Source organism: Microbacterium sp. M28, from assembly GCF_025836995.1.
Classification (GTDB): domain Bacteria; phylum Actinomycetota; class Actinomycetes; order Actinomycetales; family Microbacteriaceae; genus Microbacterium.
In genome coordinates this window covers 2,255,027-2,271,469 of the sequence record NZ_CP107546.1, presented here as the reverse complement: position 1 = coordinate 2,271,469, position 16,443 = coordinate 2,255,027, and the positions used below count along the sequence as shown (strand labels likewise).

Below are 16,443 nucleotides of genomic sequence, written 5' to 3'. Positions count from 1 at the left end.
GAGGACGGGAGCACTGATGCGCAGACACGACCACGATCTCCGCCCGGCAGAGGGGTCGTCGTGCTGACGCTGCCCGAGCCGTCCGTCACGCCGCTGCGCGGTGGACCGACGCTGCGCTGGGGCGTCCTCGGCCCCGGAGGCATCGCTCAGGACTGGGTCAGCACGGTGCACCGGCACACCGACCAGCGCGTCGTCGCCGTCGCATCGCGCTCGAGTGACCGCTCGCAGGCGTTCGCCGTGCGTCACGGCATCCCGCACGCGTTCGAAGGTCATGAGGCGCTGCTCGCGTCGCCCGACGTCGACGTCGTCTACGTCGCGGCTCCGCACGCGCAGCACCGTCCGCTGGCACTCGCCGCGATCGCCGCGGGCAAGCACGTGCTGATCGAGAAGCCGATGGCGCTCGACGCGCAGGAGGCCGAGGAGATCTCTCAGGCGGCGAAGGCGGCGGGGGTCTTCGCGATGGAGGCGATGTGGACGCGGTACCTCCCGCAGTCCGACCTCGTCTCCCGGCTGCTCGCGGACGGAGCCGTGGGGGAGGTGCGCACGGTCACTGCGGATCTGGGATGGCGGTGGGAGTATTCGGCAGGCGACCCGCGCTTCGACCCGACGATCGGCGGTGGCGTGATGATCGACGCCGGCGTCTACCCGCTCTGGTTCGCGCACTCCGTTCTCGGACCGATCGACAGCGTGCACGCGATCGGAAGCGTCGCACCGACCACCGCGGAGATCGAAGCGGTCATCGCACTGCGCAGCGCCTCAGGAGCCCTGGCCTCGCTCTCGGCATCCGCCACGACGACGACCCCGGGGCTGGCGTCCGTGTACGGCACGACGGGAAGCATCCTGTTCGACTCGAGCTTCGTCTTCCCGGCACGCCTGAGGATCCTCAGCGACGGTGGCGAGCACGAATGGGCCGACGAGAGCGGCCTGGCCGGTCGCGACGGCCTGGCCTGGCAGGCGACGGCGCTCGCCGCCTACGTGGCGGAGGGGCGTACGCAGTCGCCGCTGCACTCGCTCGACGACTCGATCGCCGTGCTGCGCGTGCTCGATGACGTCCGTCGGCAGATTCGTCGTCACGCCGAGTGATCGCCGCGCGGCGCGTCAGCGCTCGCGCAGGCGGACCAGCCGCTCGTGTCCGGTCTCCTCCAGCTCCGCGATGTCGTCGCGGGACTTCAGGAAGTCGGAGAACGACCGGTGCCCGAGCGCCTTCTCGCTGAAGGAGGGATCCATGCGTCGCATGTGCGTCTTGACGGCTGAGCTGTGCAACCACTCGTCGGCATCCGCCTTGTCGTGCCCCAGGCGCAGAGCGCGCTCCAGCAACTGGGTCGCCTCCTCCTGCTCGGTCAGCGCCGGCGCCTCCGGCTCGACGACCTTGGGTGCAGCCTTCTTCGCGCGTGATCGAGGGGCCTTCGCCTTGACGGGCGCCTCCGCGGCGGCATCCGGTTCCGCCGGAGTCTCCGGCTCGGGGACCGGAGCGGGCGCCGCCGGAGCCTTGGCTGCCGGGCGCACCACGCCGGGGAGCGAATCGTACGCTTCGAACTCGTCGCATGCCGCGGCCAACGACTTCGCGGTGGAGCCGGCGACGCCGACGCCGATCACGTAGCGTCCGAGGCGCTTGCACCGCTGCGCGAGCGGCACGTAGTCGCTGTCGCCCGCCACGATCACGACATGCGTGAGATCGGGGAGGCGGAACATGTCCTCCACGGCGTCGACCGCGAGGCGGATGTCCGCGCCGTTCTTCGCATACGCCGCCGCGGGGAACAGCTGCACGAGGTCGACGGCCCGTGCCACGAGCTGCGACCGGTAGACCGCGTTCACCGGGGAGGACCAGTCCGCGTACGCCCGCGTGAGCACGAGCGTGCCGAACGAGGCCGCGTAGTCGATGATGGCGCCGACTTCGATCGTGGCCCGCTTCAGCCGCTCGGCGACCTCGGGGTCGTTCGGGTTCTCCGTGATGCGCTGTCGGTCCTTGCCGTAGGCGTTGCGCCCGTGGACGCGGTCGTACCAGGAGATGACGATGTTGTCGAAGTCCAGGTAGACGGCGACGCGGGTGTCCTGTGTCTCGGCCATAAGGTCATCCCTCGTTCGGGTACCGCACGCCGATCTGGGCGCGGATCTCATCCAGTGTGGCCATGATGGCGACGCTCTCGGCGATCGGGAGAATGTCGCCTTCTGGTGTGCCGGTGGCCACGAGTCGTTCTGCTGCCAGCGCCTGATACTGCATGCCGCGTCCGTCGATCGCCGACTCGTAGCTCTCGCGGACCGTGCCGTCCGGGGCGACCAGGCGGAACGAGGTCGGCGCGTACCAGACCCGATCGATGTCGATGCGTCCCTCGGTGCCGATGACGGATGCCGTGTTCGGCCCGACGGCTCTCGCGGAGGAGACGCTCGTGGACACGGCGCCGCCGGCGTGCGTCATCACGGTGGCGATCTCGGTGTCCGCTCCGGTCTCGCCCAGGCGTGCGACCGCCTTGATCGTCTCCGGTTCGCCGAGGATGTCCCAGATGAACGAGATCGGGTAGATGCCGAGGTCCAGAAGGGCGCCGCCGCCGAGTTCGAGGGCGTTCAGCCGGTGCGCGGGGTCGGCCGTGATCTTCTGGGTGTGATCGGCGGTGACGGCTCGGATCTCGCCGAGAGCGCCGTCGGCGATCAACTCCCTGATGCGGACCATGTGCGGCAGGTAACGCGTCCACATCGCCTCCATCACGAGCAGGCCCTTCTCCGCCGCGAGCCGCTGCAGGTCCGCGGCCTCGGCGCGGGTCACCGTGAACGACTTCTCGACGAGGGCGTGCTTGCCGTTCTCCAGCGCGAGGCGGGCATCGGCGTGATGCATCGGGTGCGGCGTGGCCACATAGATGATGTCGACGTCCGGATCGGTCGCCAGCGCTTCGTACGAGCCGTGCGCGCGGGCGATGTCGAACCGGGCGGCGAACGCGTCGGCGGATTCCTGGGAACGCGAGCCGACGGCGACGAGATCGAGACCGGCGGTGCGCAGATCGGAGGCGAACGCGGCGGCGATGCCGCCGGTGGCGAGGATTCCCCAGCGCAGTGCAGTCATGCACTCAGCGTACCGGCCGCACCGCGTCCGGATTCCGTCAGAGCCGGGCCAGCGCCTGGTTCAGGTCAGCGACGAGGTCGGTCGGGTCCTCGAGACCCGCCGAGAAGCGGATCGTGTTCAGTGAGATGCCGGCGGCCGCACGCTGCGTCGGGCTCAGGTGCGAGTGGGTCATGGATGCCGGATGCGCGACCATGCTGCGCGCGTCGCCGATGTTCGCGATCAGCCGGACCACGGCGAGGTTGTCGATCACCAGAGCCGCGCGCGCGTGGGCTGCGGGGTCCTCGTCTCCGTCGATGTCGCCCGCGAGATCGAACGAGAACACCGAGGGTACGCCGCGCGGGAGGTATTGCTGTGCGAGGGCGTTCCACGGGTTTCCCGACAGTCCTGGATGGTGGACCGCGGCGACCTTCGGGTGCTGCGCGAGGTGCTCCGCGATCGTCAGTGCCGTCGCGCTCTGGCGGGACACCCGCAGATCCAGCGTCTCGATGCCCTGCAGGATCTGCCAGGCGTTGAAGGGCGACAGCGACGGTCCGAGGTCGTGCACGTACTTGGATTTCACGAGGGCGCCGAAGGCCTGGCCGATTCCGAAGCGCTCCCAGAGCACGAGCTCCCCGAAGCGCGCGTAGGGGGCGGTGAACTGCGGCCAGCGCTGCGGCTCGGCTCCGAAGTCGAACGTGCCTTGATCGACGACGACACCGCCGAGCGAGGTGCCGTGCCCGGAGAGGAACTTGGTCGCCGAGTGGACGACGAAGTCGGCCCCGTGCTCGCCTGGCCGCACGAGGTACGGGGTGCCGACCGTGTTGTCGATCACGAGCGGCACGCCGGCCTCGTGCGCGATGTCGGCCACGAGGCGGATGTCGAGCACCTGGGCGATCGGATTCGCGACGGATTCGGCGAACAGCGCGCGGGTCTCGGGGCGGATCGCGGCGCGCCAGGCGGCCGCGTCATCCTGGTCGACGAAGGTCACCGGGATGCCGAAGTCGTCGAACGTCTCCTGCAGCAGGTCGACCGTGCCGCCGTAGAGCTGGTCGGCGGCGACGATGTGGCCGCCGCGGCCGGCGAGCGCGAGGAGCGTGACCGCGACAGCGGCCTGCCCGGAGGCCACGGCGACCGCGGAGGCACCGCCCTCGAGCGCGGCGACACGGTCCTCGAGCACCTGCTGCGTCGGGCTCGCGTTACGGCTGTACAGATTGCCCGCCTTGCGGAGCGCGAACAGGTCCGCGGCATCCGCCAGCGAGGCGAACTGGAAGGCTGCGGTCTGGTAGATCGGCGGAACGGCGCTGTTCTGCGGGGCGCCGGGCACATACCCGGCCTGGATCTGCCGGGTGGCGAATGCGGTCGAGCCTGGCTCGGCGGAAGCGGTCATCCGTCCATTGTCCTGGCGCGCCTCACGCGCACGCGTGCGTGTGTCGAAGTGTTGCGGCAGGCCCGCGGGCTTACGGCACCAGGACGATCTTGCCCCTTGCCGCATGCGCCTCGATCAGCTCGTGGGCGTGGGAGGCCTCGGACAGCGGAAGCTCGGGACCGAGCTCGATCTGGAAGTCGCCGTCGGCGAGCAGGCCGATCGCGATGGGAACCGCCTCGGCGCGCCAGGCGAGCTCCTCGGCGGTCAGCGGCTGCGGAGCGCCACCGCTGAAGGCGCGGATGCCGAGCTCGGCGGCGTCGGGGCCTCGGACGATCGTCACGATGCGATCGTGATCGGCGACCAGCTGCTTGGACACCTCGATCGCCTCATCCGTGCCGATGCAGTCCAGCGCCACGGTGACACCGGTCGGCGCGGCTTCGCGAACGCGATCGGCGAGCCCGTCCCCGTAGGCGACGGGGATGGCGCCGAGGTCGCGCAGCTGCTCGTGGCGCGAAGGGCTGCCGGTCGCGATGACGGTCGCGCCCCAGGACACCGCGAACTGGATGGCGGCCTGCCCGACCGCACCGGAACCCGCGTGCACGAGCAGCGTGTCGCCGTCACCGACCCCCAGCGAACGCAGGCACTGGTACGCCGTTCCGATCGGGATGCCCAGGCTCGCGCCCTCGGCGGCGGTCACGGCATCCGGGAGCGCCGACAGGCGCTCGGCGGGGACGGCCAGATGCGTGGCGTAGGTGCCGACGGCGTCGCGGACGGCGACCCGGTCGCCGACGGCGACGCCGGTGACGCCGTCGCCGAGGCTCTCGACGACACCCGCACCATCGAATCCGACGCGCCGGGGCTCGGCGATCGGCGGAGAGGGGCGCGCACCGCGGCGCAGCTTCGCGTCGAGCGGGTTCACACCTGCCGCTTCGATCCGCACGACGGCTTCGCCGGGGCCGGCGACGGGGTCGGGGACCTCCACGAGATGCAGGACGTCGGGGGTGCCGATTTCGGTGTAGACGATCGCGCGTGCCATGCAGCCAGGCTAGCGCGCGCCGGCGAGCACCTTCTGGATCCGCTGCGGAGAGACGGGCTGCGCGGTGCCCAGCCGCTGCGCGAAGACGCTGATGCGGTACTCCTCGAGCAGCCAGCGCGTCTCGACGAGAGATGGCGGCGCGTCCTGGTGCAGGGGGATGGTTCCGCCGGCGTCCTCGAATACCCGGGCCATCCGCTCGTACTCGGTCATGCGCGAGCGATCCTTGCCCGGATCGTTCGCGAGGGTGTTCAGGCGTTCGAGCATCCCGTCGAGATAGCGGGGCAGGTGCGCCAGCCGCTCCGTCCCCGTCGCCGAGATGAAACCGGGGCGCACGAGGCCGGCGAGCTGCGAGCGCACGTCGTTGAGAGGCCCGAGCAGTGCGAGCGAGTTCTGGGACTTGAGGGCGCGTTCGACGTCACGCGCCTTGGTGAGGATCTTCGCCACGAGCGACACGCAGGTGAACAGCCGATCGACGAGCCCGGCGTTGACCGCGTCGCGCACGCGGGTGAACTCGGCTTCGGTCCGGACGATGCCGCCCGGCGCCTCGGCCTCGATCATGGCGCGGACGACGGCGGCGCGGGCATCCTCGATCAGCGCGGCGACGTTCTGGTAGGGCGAAGCCGCGAGCGCCAGCTTCTCCTGGCTGGTCAGATGCCCCTGAATGTACGACGACGGCGAAGGGACATTGAGCAACACGAGACGCAGGATGCCGTCGCGGGTCGCCTTCGCGGCTGCATCCGCCGTGGCCTCCACCCGGACCGACACGGTCTTGCCCGCGTCCACGACGGCGGGGTAGCCGCGCACCACACCACCGGCGACCCGGGTGTCGAGGACCTCGGGAAGCTCGCCGAACGTCCACGCGGTCAGGCCGTCCTGCTCGCGCACGGTCGGTGCGTTCGACGATCCGGTCGGCGATACGCCGGCCACCTGCGCCTGCCGGAGGGCATCGGCCATCGCCGTCTCGGGACGCCGTCCCCGTTCGGTCGTCGGTCGTGCGATGGAACGGGCGACACTCGCGCGCGCCCGATCGGCCAGCTCCTGCTGCAGACGGGTGAGGTCGCGCGCGGAGCCGGCGACGCGACCGCGCTCGTCGACGGCGCGGAAGTTCATCCGCAGATGCCCGGCGACCCGGTCGTCGTCGAAATCGGCTGCGGAGACGGGCTGATTGGCGAGCGGCTGGATGAGCCGTGCCAGCGATTCCTTCAGCGAACGCGGCGGCAGCCCGTTGTGATGCTCCGGTCCATCGGCGGCGAGCTGTTCCCCGAACTTCTCCGCCCAGTCGGCGGCGGGGACGACGTGGCGACGGATCGCCTTCGGCAGCGCACGCAGGAGCGCGGTGACGAGTTCGGCACGCAGACCGGGGACCTGCCAGTCGAAGCCGCGGTCGTCGATCTGGGCGAGCAGGGCGAGGGGGACGACCACGCTCACGCCGTCATCGGGCGCCCCCGGCTCGAACCGGTAGGCGAGCCCCAGCACCTGGTCGCCCTGCGTCCACCGGGTCGGGAACTCGCTCTGATCGGCCCGGTCCGTGTCGTCGAGCAGGTCGCTCTCCCGCATGACGAGGAGCTTCGGCGTCTTCTGCAGCGTCTCGCGCCACCAGCGCTCGAAGGAGCGCACGTCGAAGACATCGGCGGGGATGCGCTCGTCGTAGAACCGGAACACGGCTTCATCGCCCGCGAGGATGTCGCGGCGACGCTCGCGCTCCTCGAGCTTCTCCAGGCGCTTGCGCAGTTCGCCGTTGCTGCGCCAGAACGCGCTCACCCTCTTGTCGATCCTGGTCGGATCCCATTCGCCCTCGACCAGCGCGTGCCGAAGGAACAGCTCCCTGGCCGCTGCACGATCGATGCGGGCGAACTGGACCCGGCGGCGCGGGATGATCTCGACGCCGAAGAGGATGACCTTCTCGAAGGCGACGGCCGCTCCGGCATCCTTCGACCAGTGCGGTTCGGACACCTGGCGCTTGGCGAGGTCGCCGGCCAGCGCCTCCGCCCACGCCGGATCGATCGCCGCTGCCGTGCGGGCGAACATGCGCGAGGTCTCGACGATCTCGGCCGCCATCACGGCGCTCGGGCTCTTCTTGCGCAGGGCGGAGCCGGGGAAGATCGAGAACCGGATGCCGCGGGCGCCGCGGTACTCGGTGACTCGCCGCTTGGCATCCTTCGGCGGTGTCTTGTTCGTCCCCTTCGCGGCGGACGTTCGCTCGTCCAGGATGCCGATCTGCGACAGCAGCCCGGACAGCAGCGCGCGGTGCACGGCATCGGGGTCGCTCGTTCCGCGTTCGTTGAGCGAGGACGGCGGAGCCGACCGAGTCGAAACGCGCTCCTCGTCGCGACCGCGTTTCGACTCGCTCCGCTCGCTCGACGAACGAGAGGGCACCAGCGACCGGAGCTGACGATGCACGTCGAACCATTCCCGGACGCGTACGTAGTTCAGGTGCTCGCTGCGGCACATCCGGCGGAACGCGCTGGAGCCCAGCTCGCGCTGCTGCTCGCGCAGGTGGTTCCAGAGGTTGAGGATCGTGAGGAAGTCGCTGGTGGGGTCCGCGAAGCGCGCGTGCATGCGGTCGGCCTCGTCGCGTATGCCCTGCGGGGCATCCTGCGAAGGGCGCTCGCGCACATCCTGGATGGACAGACCGGCCACGATCGCGAGCACGTCGGTCAGCACGCCGTTCTTCGCGGCCTCGACCAGCATCCTGGCGAATCGGGGGTCGATCGGCATCCGGGAGATGTCCCGCCCGATGCGGGTCAGCCGAGGGGAGTCGCCGGTCAGTGAGACGGCGCCGAGTTCGGTGAGCAGGTCGAACGCCGCCTTGATGCCGCGGGAATCCGGCGGCGTCAGGAACGGGAAGGCCTGAATGTCGCCGAAGCCGAGCGACAGCATCTGCAGCACGACCGAGGCGAGCGACGTCCGCAGGATCTCCGGCTCGGTGAACTCCGGGCGCTTCTCGAAGTCCTCCTCCGAATACAGCCGGATGGCGATGCCGTCGCTGGTGCGGCCGGCGCGGCCGGAGCGCTGGTTCGCCGATGCCTGGGAGATCGCTTCGATCGGGAGCCGCTGCACCTTCGATCGGTTGCTGTACCGGGAGATGCGAGCCGTGCCCACATCGATGACGTACTTGATGCCGGGGACCGTGAGGCTGGTCTCGGCGACGTTCGTGGCGAGCACGACGCGGCGGCGCACGCCGGCGACACGGCTGCGCTCGAAGACGCGATGCTGCTCGGCCGCCGACAGCCGGCCGTACAGCGGGAGCACCTCGGTGGGGGAGCGGTCCTTCGCATACGCCGCGCGCACGGCATCCGCCGCGTCGCGGATCTCGGCTTCACCGGGGAGGAAGACGAGCACGTCGCCCGGAGCCTCGCGATCGAGTTCGCGCAACGCGGTCACGATCGCCGAGACCTCGTCCTCCGGTTCAGAACTCCTCATCGATGGCTTGGATCCGCCCGGATTCGGACGATTCGGCGTCGACGGGGGCGATTGCTGAGGAGTTGTGGGCGCGTCGTCCAGCGGCCGATACCGGATCTCCACCGGGAACGTCCGCCCCGACACCTCGATCACCGGGGCCGGCTCGCCGTTCGCGTCGGCGAAGTGCCGCGCGAAGCTCTCCGGGTCGATCGTCGCCGACGTGATGATGACTTTGAGATCCGGCCGCTCCGGCAGGATGCGCGTGAGATACCCCAGCAGGAAGTCGACGTTCAGCGACCGTTCGTGCGCCTCGTCGATGATGATCGTGTCGTAACGCCGCAGCAGCCGATCGCGATGGATCTCGTTCAGGAGGATGCCGTCGGTCATCAGCGCGATCTGCGTGGCATCCGAGACCTGGTCCGTGAAGCGGACCTTGTAGCCGACGCGGCCGCCGAGCTCGACGTGCAGCTCCTCCGCGACGCGCTCCGCGATCGTCCGCGCGGCCAGACGACGCGGCTGCGTGTGCGCGATGCGTTCGCGACCCAGCTCGAGGCAGATCTTCGGCAGCTGCGTGGTCTTTCCCGACCCGGTGGCGCCGGCGACGATCACGACCTGATGCGCGCGGATGGCGTCGGCGATCTCCTCCCTGGCCGCGCTGACGGGCAGCTCGGCGGGATAGGAGATCACGGGAGAGGACATAGCCCTCCATCGTACGACGCGCGACGAGGTCGATCGCGAGGCGCGTCACCCGTGCATCGTCGCGGCTGCCGTCCTAGGCTGAAATCATGACCACTCCCACTCTTTCCCTGAACGACGGCCACTCGATCCCCCAGCTCGGCTACGGCGTCTTCCTGGTTCCGCCGGAGGACACCGAACGCGCCGTCAGCGAGGCACTGGAGATCGGATACCGGCACATCGACACCGCGGCGGCCTACCGAAACGAGGAGGGCGTCGGTGCCGCTATCGCCGCCAGCGGCATCCCGCGCGACGAGCTGTTCGTGACCACCAAGCTCTGGAACGACCGGCACGACGGCGACGACCCGCACGCGGCGATCGCCGAGAGCCTCGAGAAGCTGGGCCTGGACCGCGTCGACCTCTACCTCATCCACTGGCCGACGCCGGCGAAGGACAACTACGTCAACGCATGGCAGCGGCTCATCGAGATCCGCCAGCAGGGCCTGGCCCGTTCGATCGGCGTCTCCAACTTCCTCGTGCCGCATCTCGAGCGCATCGTCGCCGAGACGCAGGTCATCCCCGCCGTCAACCAGATCGAACTGCACCCCGCCTACCAGCAGCGCGACGTGACCGAATGGGCGAAGGAGCAGGGCATCCGGATCGAGTCCTGGGGCCCGCTCGGGCAGGGCAAGTACGACCTGTTCGGAACCCCGGCCGTCTCCGACGCGGCCGCAGCCCACGGCAAGTCGCCGGCGCAGGTCGTGCTGCGCTGGCACCTGCAGAAGGACTTCATCGTGTTCCCGAAGTCGGTGCGCGCCGAGCGTCTGAAGGAGAACATCGACGTGTTCGACTTCACGCTGTCGGATGCCGAGATCGAGGCCATCGACGCGCTCGACCCCCTGGACGGATCCGGCCGTGTCGGTACGCATCCCGAGGACTTCAACTGAGTCATCAGACGTCACATGACGCCCCGTGTCGCCTCGTGCGGCACGGGGCGTCGTCGCGAGTACCGTCCTGACACATGACAGCTCCCTATCGCATCGTGGCCGTATCCGGTTCTCTCCACGAGCCCAGCAAGACGACCGCTCTCGTCCGCGCGATCGCCGATGCCGTGGCAGAACGCGCGCCGGCCGAGGTGACCGTCGTCGAACTGACGGCCGTCGGTCCCGCCCTGGCCGGCGCGCTCCGCCGGGAGGAGCTTCCCGCCGACGTCGAGGCGCAGCTCGTCGCGATCGAGCAGGCCGACCTCCTCATCGTCGGAAGCCCGGTGTATCGGGCGTCGTTCACAGGACTGTTCAAGCATCTGTTCGACTTCATCGGACAGTACGCGCTCGTCGGCAAGCCGGTGCTGCTCGCCGCGACAGGCGGCGGGGAGCGGCACGCGCTCATCATCGAGCATCAGCTGCGACCCCTGTTCGCGTTCTTCCAGGCGCTGACGCTGCCGATCGGCGTGTACGCGAGCACCACGGACTTCGACGGCTACGTCGTGGCCTCCGAGCTCCTGCGGGAGCGCATCGCGGTCGCCGCCGAGCGGTCCCTCCCTCTCGTGGGCTACGCGACGACGCGACCGGTCGAGGTCCTCGCTGGGTGACGCGCGACCGCGCGGCGGGCGTACCGTGGGGTCATGACGAATCGGCTCGCGGACACCCTGAGCCCGTACCTGCGGGCGCACGCCGACAACCCGGTCGACTGGTGGCCCTGGGGTCCCGAGGCGTTCGCGGAGGCTCGACGGCGCGGCGTGCCGATGCTGATCTCGATCGGCTACTCCACGTGCCACTGGTGCCACGTCATGGCGAGGGAGTCGTTCTCGGACGACGCGATCGCCGAGATCATGAATCGCGATTTCGTCAACGTCAAGGTCGACCGCGAGGAGCATCCGGATGTCGACGGCGCGTACATGGCCGCAGCCTCGGCCTTCACGCAGAACCTCGGCTGGCCACTGACCGTGTTCACGACCGGCGAGGGGCACACCTTCTTCGCCGGTACGTACTGGCCGCCGGAAGCGCGCGGACAGATGCCGGCGTTCCGCGACGTGCTTGCGGCGGTGCAGGAGGCATGGACGATCCGCCACGACCGCGTGGTCGAATCGGCGGATGCCGTCGCGAACGCGCTCGCCGAAGCATCCGCCTCCGCGCCGGCGGATCTGCCGACCGCCGAGGATCTGACTGCGGCCGCCGACGCGATCGCGGCGCAGGAGGATCGGGCATTCGGCGGGTTCGGCGGCGCGCCGAAGTTCCCCGTCGCCACGACCCTGTCGTTCCTGCAGTCGCCGCTCGTGCGCTCGGGCGCACCGGATGCCGCGGCATCCGGCTCCCGCGCGCTCGAGGCCATGGCGGGCTCGGCGCTGCGCGACGCCGACGGGGGCTTCTTCCGGTACGCGACGCAACGGGACTGGAGCGTTCCGCACTATGAGCGGATGCTGACCGACAACGCCCAATTGTTGGACGTCGCGTGCCGTGAGGGCGATCACGCCACAGCTCGCGGGGTCGCATCGTTCCTGCTCGACACGCTCCGCCTGGACGGCGGCGGATTCGGGGCAGCCCAGGACTCGGAATCCTGGATCGACGGGGAGCGCAGTGAGGGCGGCTATTACCTGCGCGACCTCGACGAGCGCCGGCACCTGGAACCGCCGGCGGTCGACGGCAAGGTGATCTCGGCCTGGAACGGGCTGGCGATCGGTGCGCTCGCGCGTGCGGGGGCAGCGACGGGGGAGCAAGCCTGGATCGACGCCGCGGCGGGTGCAGCGACCTTCGTGCTCGCCACGAATCGCGGGCGCGACGGTCGGCTGGTGCGTCTCTCACTCGATGCGGTGGCATCGGCCGCCGTCGCGACGGCGGCCGACATCGGGCTGCTCGCCGACGGGCTCTTCGCTCTCGCCGTCGCGACAGGCGAGAGTTCATGGGCGGAGACCGCCAGGTCCCTGCTCGACGATGTCCTCGCGGACGGCGCCGAGCCGGACCCGGTGCTGAGTGCCCAGGGCATCGCGGTCGCGCCGGATGAGACCGACGGCGACCTGCCTTCGGGCTCTGCCGCCGTCGCGCAGGCGGCGCTGACGGCGTGGCGGCTCGGGGCGGGGGAGCGCTACCGCGCCGCCGCGGAGGAGCGCGTACGCCTGCATGGGAAATCGGCTCTGCGACATCCGTTCGGGCACGGCACGATGCTCGCGGTCGCCGCCGGGCTGGTCGAGGCGCCGCGACAGCTGGTGGTGGTGACCTCGGATGGCGAGTCCGCCCTGGCCGACGCGGCGCGCGGTGCGGATGCCGACGTGGTGGCCGTCGTGACACCGGCGCAGGCGCGCGCCTTCACGGATGCCGGATTCGAACTGTTCGACGGAAAGGGGCAGTCCGACGGCGTCGCCTACGACTGCCGGTCGTTCGTGTGCCGGCTGCCGACGTCGGACCCCGCGGAGATCCCGCGGACCCGCTGAGCCGTCTGGCTCCCTCCCTCGCCCCCTCGTTCACCCGTCGCTCGTTTGAGCGAGCGGAGCGAGTCGAAACGCGCTGCCTGCCGCAGCACGTCAACCTCTCACCCCCGGCGGTGCGTACGATCAGGGCATGACCGACCCAGACGAGCAGATCCCGCTCACCGGCGGCAACATGAACGCCGTCGTCCGCGTCGGCGATGAGGTTCGGCGCCCCACAGGCCCGTGGACGCCGAACGTGCACGCGCTCCTGGACGCGCTCGAGAGCGCCGGCATCGATCACGTGCCGCGGGTCATCGGTGTCACGGAGGACGGTCACGAGCGGCTCTCGTTCGTCGCGGGCGACGTGGGCCACTATCCGCTTCCGTCGTGGCTGTGGCGCGAGGAGATCCTGCAGGATGCCGGCCGGTTGCTCCGCCGCATCCATGACGCGACCGGAGATCTCGCCGAAAGGAGAACGGGCTGGCAGCTGCCGGCGCGTGAACCCGTCGAGGTCATCTGCCACAACGACTTCGCGCCGTACAACTTCGTGTTCGATCGCGAGCGGCTCGTCGGCGTCATCGACTTCGACACGGCATCCCCTGGCCCGAGGCTCTGGGATCTCGCGTACCTCGCCTACCGTCTGATCCCTTACGTCGAGGATGCCGATGCGCCGGCCGAGATCCTCGCAGCGGAGAGCAGGCGTCGGGAGTTGCTCATGGCGGCCTACGGGTCGTCCGCATCCGCCGAGGAGCTCTGGCGGATGATGGCGGATCGCCTGGATGCGCTCGCGGCGCACTCGCGGGTGCACGCGTCGGACCGCCCCGAACTGGCGGGTCACGCGGCGATGTACGACCGCGATGCGGCGCGTCTGCGCGCCAGGGCGCGCACCTCGTCCGCGGTTCAGCACGGAGGCTGAACCGCGATCACACCCAGCCCGGCAGCCAGTTGTGGATGAGCCAGAACGTGTACGGGACGTTGATGCCGGTCCAGAGCGGATAGAAGAACGCCGAGACGAGGACCGCGAGCACGAGGAACACCATGATCGTCCGCTCGCCGGCCTGTCGGCGGTGCAGCGGATCGCGCCGGTGCCCCGCCAGATCGCGGAGCGCCAGGGCGAGCGCGATCACGAGGAACGGCATCATCGCGACCGTATAGAACTGGAAGATCGTCCTCCCCGGCACGAGCAGCCACGGCACGTAGGTGACGGCGAGACCGACGAGCGGGATGCCGTACTGCCACGGCATCGGGGCACGGCGGACGAGACCGCGCACGAAGCGGTACAGCAGGTACACGGCCGCTGCGACGCCGCCGTACCAGATGAGCGGGTTCGGCACGGCGGTGATGACCGCGATGCAGTGGTCGGTTCCCCAGCAGGACTGGTCGGCGCTGTCGACCCACACGGCTGTCGGCCGCAGCAGCAGCGGCCACTGCCAGGCCGGACTGGCGTACGGATGCCCGGTGGCGAGCCCGACGTGGAAGCCATACATGGCCTGGTGATAGTTCCACAGCGCCGTCAGCGGGTTCGCGTCGCTGCCCCGGTCGTACCCCGCGCTCGTGACGAGCCAGCCCGTCCACGAGACGAGATACACGAGCAGTGCCGGCGGCACGAGCAGCAGGAATGTCACGGGGCCCTGGCGCACCGCGGCATCCGTCGGCCAGAACACGACGCCCGCCCGGCGACGAGCGAGCGCATCCGTGACGACGAGGTAGATCCCGAGACCTGCGAGCGCGTACAGCCCCGACCATTTCACAGCCGTCGCGGCGCCGAGCGCGAGGCCGGCCGCGACGATCCACGGGCGTCGCCAGAGCACGCGTCCCCACAGCGGGTCGGGTGCCTCGGCATCCCGTCGTTCCACTCGCGGAATGGTCCTGCGTCGATCCAGCACGACGAACAGGACGCCCAGCACGAGGAAGAAGGTGAGGATGCCGTCGAGCAGCGCGATCCGGCTCATCACGATGCTCAGTCCGTCGATCGCCAGCAGCCCGCTCGCGATCGCCGCAACAGGCAGGGATCGCGTCAGGGCGAGCGCGATCAGGTGCACGACCAGCACCGTCGCAGCGCCGAGGATCGCCGTGGTCAGCCGCCACCCGCCGCTCGAACCGGGGCCGAAGAGGGCCATGCCGATCGCGATGATCCACTTTCCCAGCGGAGGGTGGACGATGAAACTGCCCTGCTCACCGAGCGCGCCGGTGTCTCCAGCCGGGAGCTGCTCGTTCGCCCCATCGCCCCAGGTGCCTTCGTATCCGAGCGCGAGCAGCGACCAGGCGTCCTTGACGTAGTACGTCTCGTCGAAGGCCAGCGTGTGCGGTCGATCGAGGTTCACCAGGCGCAGCACGGCGGCCAGCGCCGTGATGATCAGCGGCACGAACCAGCGCAGGAGCCCGGACCACTCCGGATCCTCCAGGAAGCGCGTGCGGAAGCGTCCCCACAGCGTCGACCGCGCGGCCGGAGGCGGCAGCAGGGGCACGGATGCGGTCACGCCACCAGCCTATGGCTCACGACCTAAGCTGAACGTGTGATCATCCTGGCCGCCACACCGATCGGCAATCTCGGCGACGCGTCCCGGCGCCTGATCGAGGTCCTCGAGAACGCCGAGGTGGTCGCAGCCGAGGACACCCGAACGACGCAACGGCTGCTGCAGGCCCTGAAGATCGAGAACCGCCCGCGCCTGATCGCCCTGCACGATCACAACGAGAAGCACAAGGCCGCGGAACTGGTCGCCCTCGCCGCCGAGCAGGACGTCGTGCTCGTCAGCGACGCGGGGATGCCGGCGGTCAGCGATCCCGGATACGGCGTCGTCGCCGCTGCCGTCGAGGCCGGAGTCACCGTCACCGCGATCCCCGGCCCGAGCGCGGTGCTCATGGCGCTCGCGATCTCGGGGCTGCCGACAGACCGGTTCGCGTTCGAGGGCTTTCTGCCGCGGAAACCGGGGGAGCGGCGCTCCGCGCTCGTCGCGCTCGCCGGTGAACAGCGCACCATGGTCTTCTTCGAATCTCCCTCCCGGCTCGCATCGAGCCTGGCTGACATGGGCGCGGCCTTCGGCGATGACCGCCGCATCGCGGTCTGCCGCGAGCTGACGAAACTGTACGAAGAGGTGCGTCGCGGCACGGCATCCGAACTCGTCGCCTGGGCCGAGCAGGGCGTCAAAGGCGAGATCGTCGTCGTGGTCGAAGGCGCCGCGCCCGTCGAGACCTCCGCAGAGGATGCCTCCGCGCAGGTCCAGGCGCTCGTCGCCTCCGGCATCCGGCTCAAGGACGCCTGCGCCGAGGTCGCCGCCGCCACCGGGCTGAGCTCGCGCGACCTTTATCAGCAGGCCCTCGCCGCCCGAACGCGCTGACGCACGGATCCCGTGCAGCGCGGTTCTCCTGCAGCGCGGATCTCGCAGAACTGCGAGGATCTCGCAGGAATCCGCCGCTTTTCTGCGAGGTCAGTGTCGTTCTGCGAGAACCATGGCGGGTCCGCCGCGGTTGCACCCGTACGCTTCGCGCGGAGATGTACGCCATCTCCGGCGAGATTCGCTCGAATC

12 protein-coding genes are annotated in these 16,443 nt (G+C 70.0%); 6 read left to right on the top strand and 6 right to left on the bottom strand.

Going from position 1 to position 16,443, the window contains the following annotated elements; translation table 11 throughout:
- Positions 1–60: 60 nt before the first annotated feature.
- Positions 61–1,083 (top strand): Gfo/Idh/MocA family protein, encoded by a 1,023-nt coding sequence (locus tag OED01_RS11225; RefSeq protein ID WP_264155361.1) that lies wholly within the window; start codon positions 61–63, stop codon positions 1,081–1,083.
- A 15-nt stretch (positions 1,084–1,098) separates the two neighbouring features.
- Here OED01_RS11225 and OED01_RS11220 read toward each other — a convergent pair whose 3' ends face one another.
- The 5 genes from OED01_RS11220 to hrpA all read right to left on the bottom strand — a co-directional run bounded on the left by OED01_RS11220 (position 1,099) and on the right by hrpA (position 9,537).
- A complete protein-coding gene (locus OED01_RS11220) occupies positions 1,099–2,067 on the bottom strand; it encodes an NYN domain-containing protein (RefSeq protein WP_264155360.1) in 969 nt (322 codons plus the stop codon).
- A gap of 4 nt (positions 2,068–2,071) precedes the next feature.
- The gene (locus OED01_RS11215) at positions 2,072–3,055 is read right to left on the bottom strand and encodes a Gfo/Idh/MocA family protein (protein ID WP_264155359.1); all 984 of its coding nucleotides are present in this window, start codon (positions 3,053–3,055) and stop codon (positions 2,072–2,074) included.
- A gap of 37 nt (positions 3,056–3,092) precedes the next feature.
- Entirely contained in the window at positions 3,093–4,421 is a 1,329-nt protein-coding gene (locus OED01_RS11210) for an O-acetylhomoserine aminocarboxypropyltransferase/cysteine synthase family protein (protein ID WP_264155358.1), read from the bottom strand.
- Between the two features lie 70 nt (positions 4,422–4,491).
- Positions 4,492–5,436, bottom strand: coding sequence for a quinone oxidoreductase family protein (locus tag OED01_RS11205; protein WP_264155357.1), 945 nt, complete (start codon positions 5,434–5,436; stop codon positions 4,492–4,494).
- A gap of 9 nt (positions 5,437–5,445) precedes the next feature.
- Entirely contained in the window at positions 5,446–9,537 is a 4,092-nt protein-coding gene (hrpA, locus tag OED01_RS11200) for an ATP-dependent RNA helicase HrpA (RefSeq protein ID WP_413231580.1), read from the bottom strand.
- 86 nt (positions 9,538–9,623) lie between these two features.
- On the opposite strand from hrpA, the gene OED01_RS11195 reads away from it, so the two are divergent.
- The 4 genes from OED01_RS11195 (at position 9,624) to OED01_RS11180 (ending at position 13,832) form a co-directional block, all read left to right on the top strand.
- Positions 9,624–10,460, top strand: coding sequence for an aldo/keto reductase (locus OED01_RS11195; RefSeq protein ID WP_264155356.1), 837 nt, complete (start codon positions 9,624–9,626; stop codon positions 10,458–10,460).
- 74 nt (positions 10,461–10,534) lie between these two features.
- On the top strand, positions 10,535–11,104 hold the full coding sequence (gene msuE, locus OED01_RS11190; protein ID WP_264155355.1) for an FMN reductase: 570 nt from the start codon (positions 10,535–10,537) through the stop codon (positions 11,102–11,104).
- 33 nt (positions 11,105–11,137) lie between these two features.
- Positions 11,138–12,940 (top strand): thioredoxin domain-containing protein, encoded by a 1,803-nt coding sequence (locus OED01_RS11185; protein ID WP_264155354.1) that lies wholly within the window; start codon positions 11,138–11,140, stop codon positions 12,938–12,940.
- A gap of 127 nt (positions 12,941–13,067) precedes the next feature.
- Positions 13,068–13,832, top strand: coding sequence for an aminoglycoside phosphotransferase family protein (locus OED01_RS11180; protein WP_264155353.1), 765 nt, complete (start codon positions 13,068–13,070; stop codon positions 13,830–13,832).
- Positions 13,833–13,839: 7 nt separating this feature from the next.
- Here OED01_RS11180 and OED01_RS11175 read toward each other — a convergent pair whose 3' ends face one another.
- The gene (locus tag OED01_RS11175) at positions 13,840–15,396 is read right to left on the bottom strand and encodes a dolichyl-phosphate-mannose--protein mannosyltransferase (protein WP_264155352.1); all 1,557 of its coding nucleotides are present in this window, start codon (positions 15,394–15,396) and stop codon (positions 13,840–13,842) included.
- A gap of 36 nt (positions 15,397–15,432) precedes the next feature.
- Here OED01_RS11175 and rsmI point away from each other — a divergent pair, with 36 nt between their 5' ends.
- Positions 15,433–16,254, top strand: coding sequence for a 16S rRNA (cytidine(1402)-2'-O)-methyltransferase (gene rsmI, locus OED01_RS11170; RefSeq protein WP_264155351.1), 822 nt, complete (start codon positions 15,433–15,435; stop codon positions 16,252–16,254).
- Positions 16,255–16,443 lie beyond the last annotated feature (189 nt).

Coding starts and splice junctions, on each gene's coding strand:
- OED01_RS11205 (WP_264155357.1), bottom strand. CDS start 5,436: ATGGCACGCGCGATCGTCTACACCGAAATCGGCACCCCCGACGTCCTG.
- OED01_RS11185 (WP_264155354.1), top strand. CDS start 11,138: ATGACGAATCGGCTCGCGGACACCCTGAGCCCGTACCTGCGGGCGCAC.
- OED01_RS11220 (WP_264155360.1), bottom strand. CDS start 2,067: ATGGCCGAGACACAGGACACCCGCGTCGCCGTCTACCTGGACTTCGAC.
- hrpA (WP_413231580.1), bottom strand. CDS start 9,537: ATGTCCTCTCCCGTGATCTCCTATCCCGCCGAGCTGCCCGTCAGCGCG.
- msuE (WP_264155355.1), top strand. CDS start 10,535: ATGACAGCTCCCTATCGCATCGTGGCCGTATCCGGTTCTCTCCACGAG.
- OED01_RS11215 (WP_264155359.1), bottom strand. CDS start 3,055: ATGACTGCACTGCGCTGGGGAATCCTCGCCACCGGCGGCATCGCCGCC.
- OED01_RS11210 (WP_264155358.1), bottom strand. CDS start 4,421: ATGACCGCTTCCGCCGAGCCAGGCTCGACCGCATTCGCCACCCGGCAG.
- OED01_RS11180 (WP_264155353.1), top strand. CDS start 13,068: ATGACCGACCCAGACGAGCAGATCCCGCTCACCGGCGGCAACATGAAC.
- OED01_RS11195 (WP_264155356.1), top strand. CDS start 9,624: ATGACCACTCCCACTCTTTCCCTGAACGACGGCCACTCGATCCCCCAG.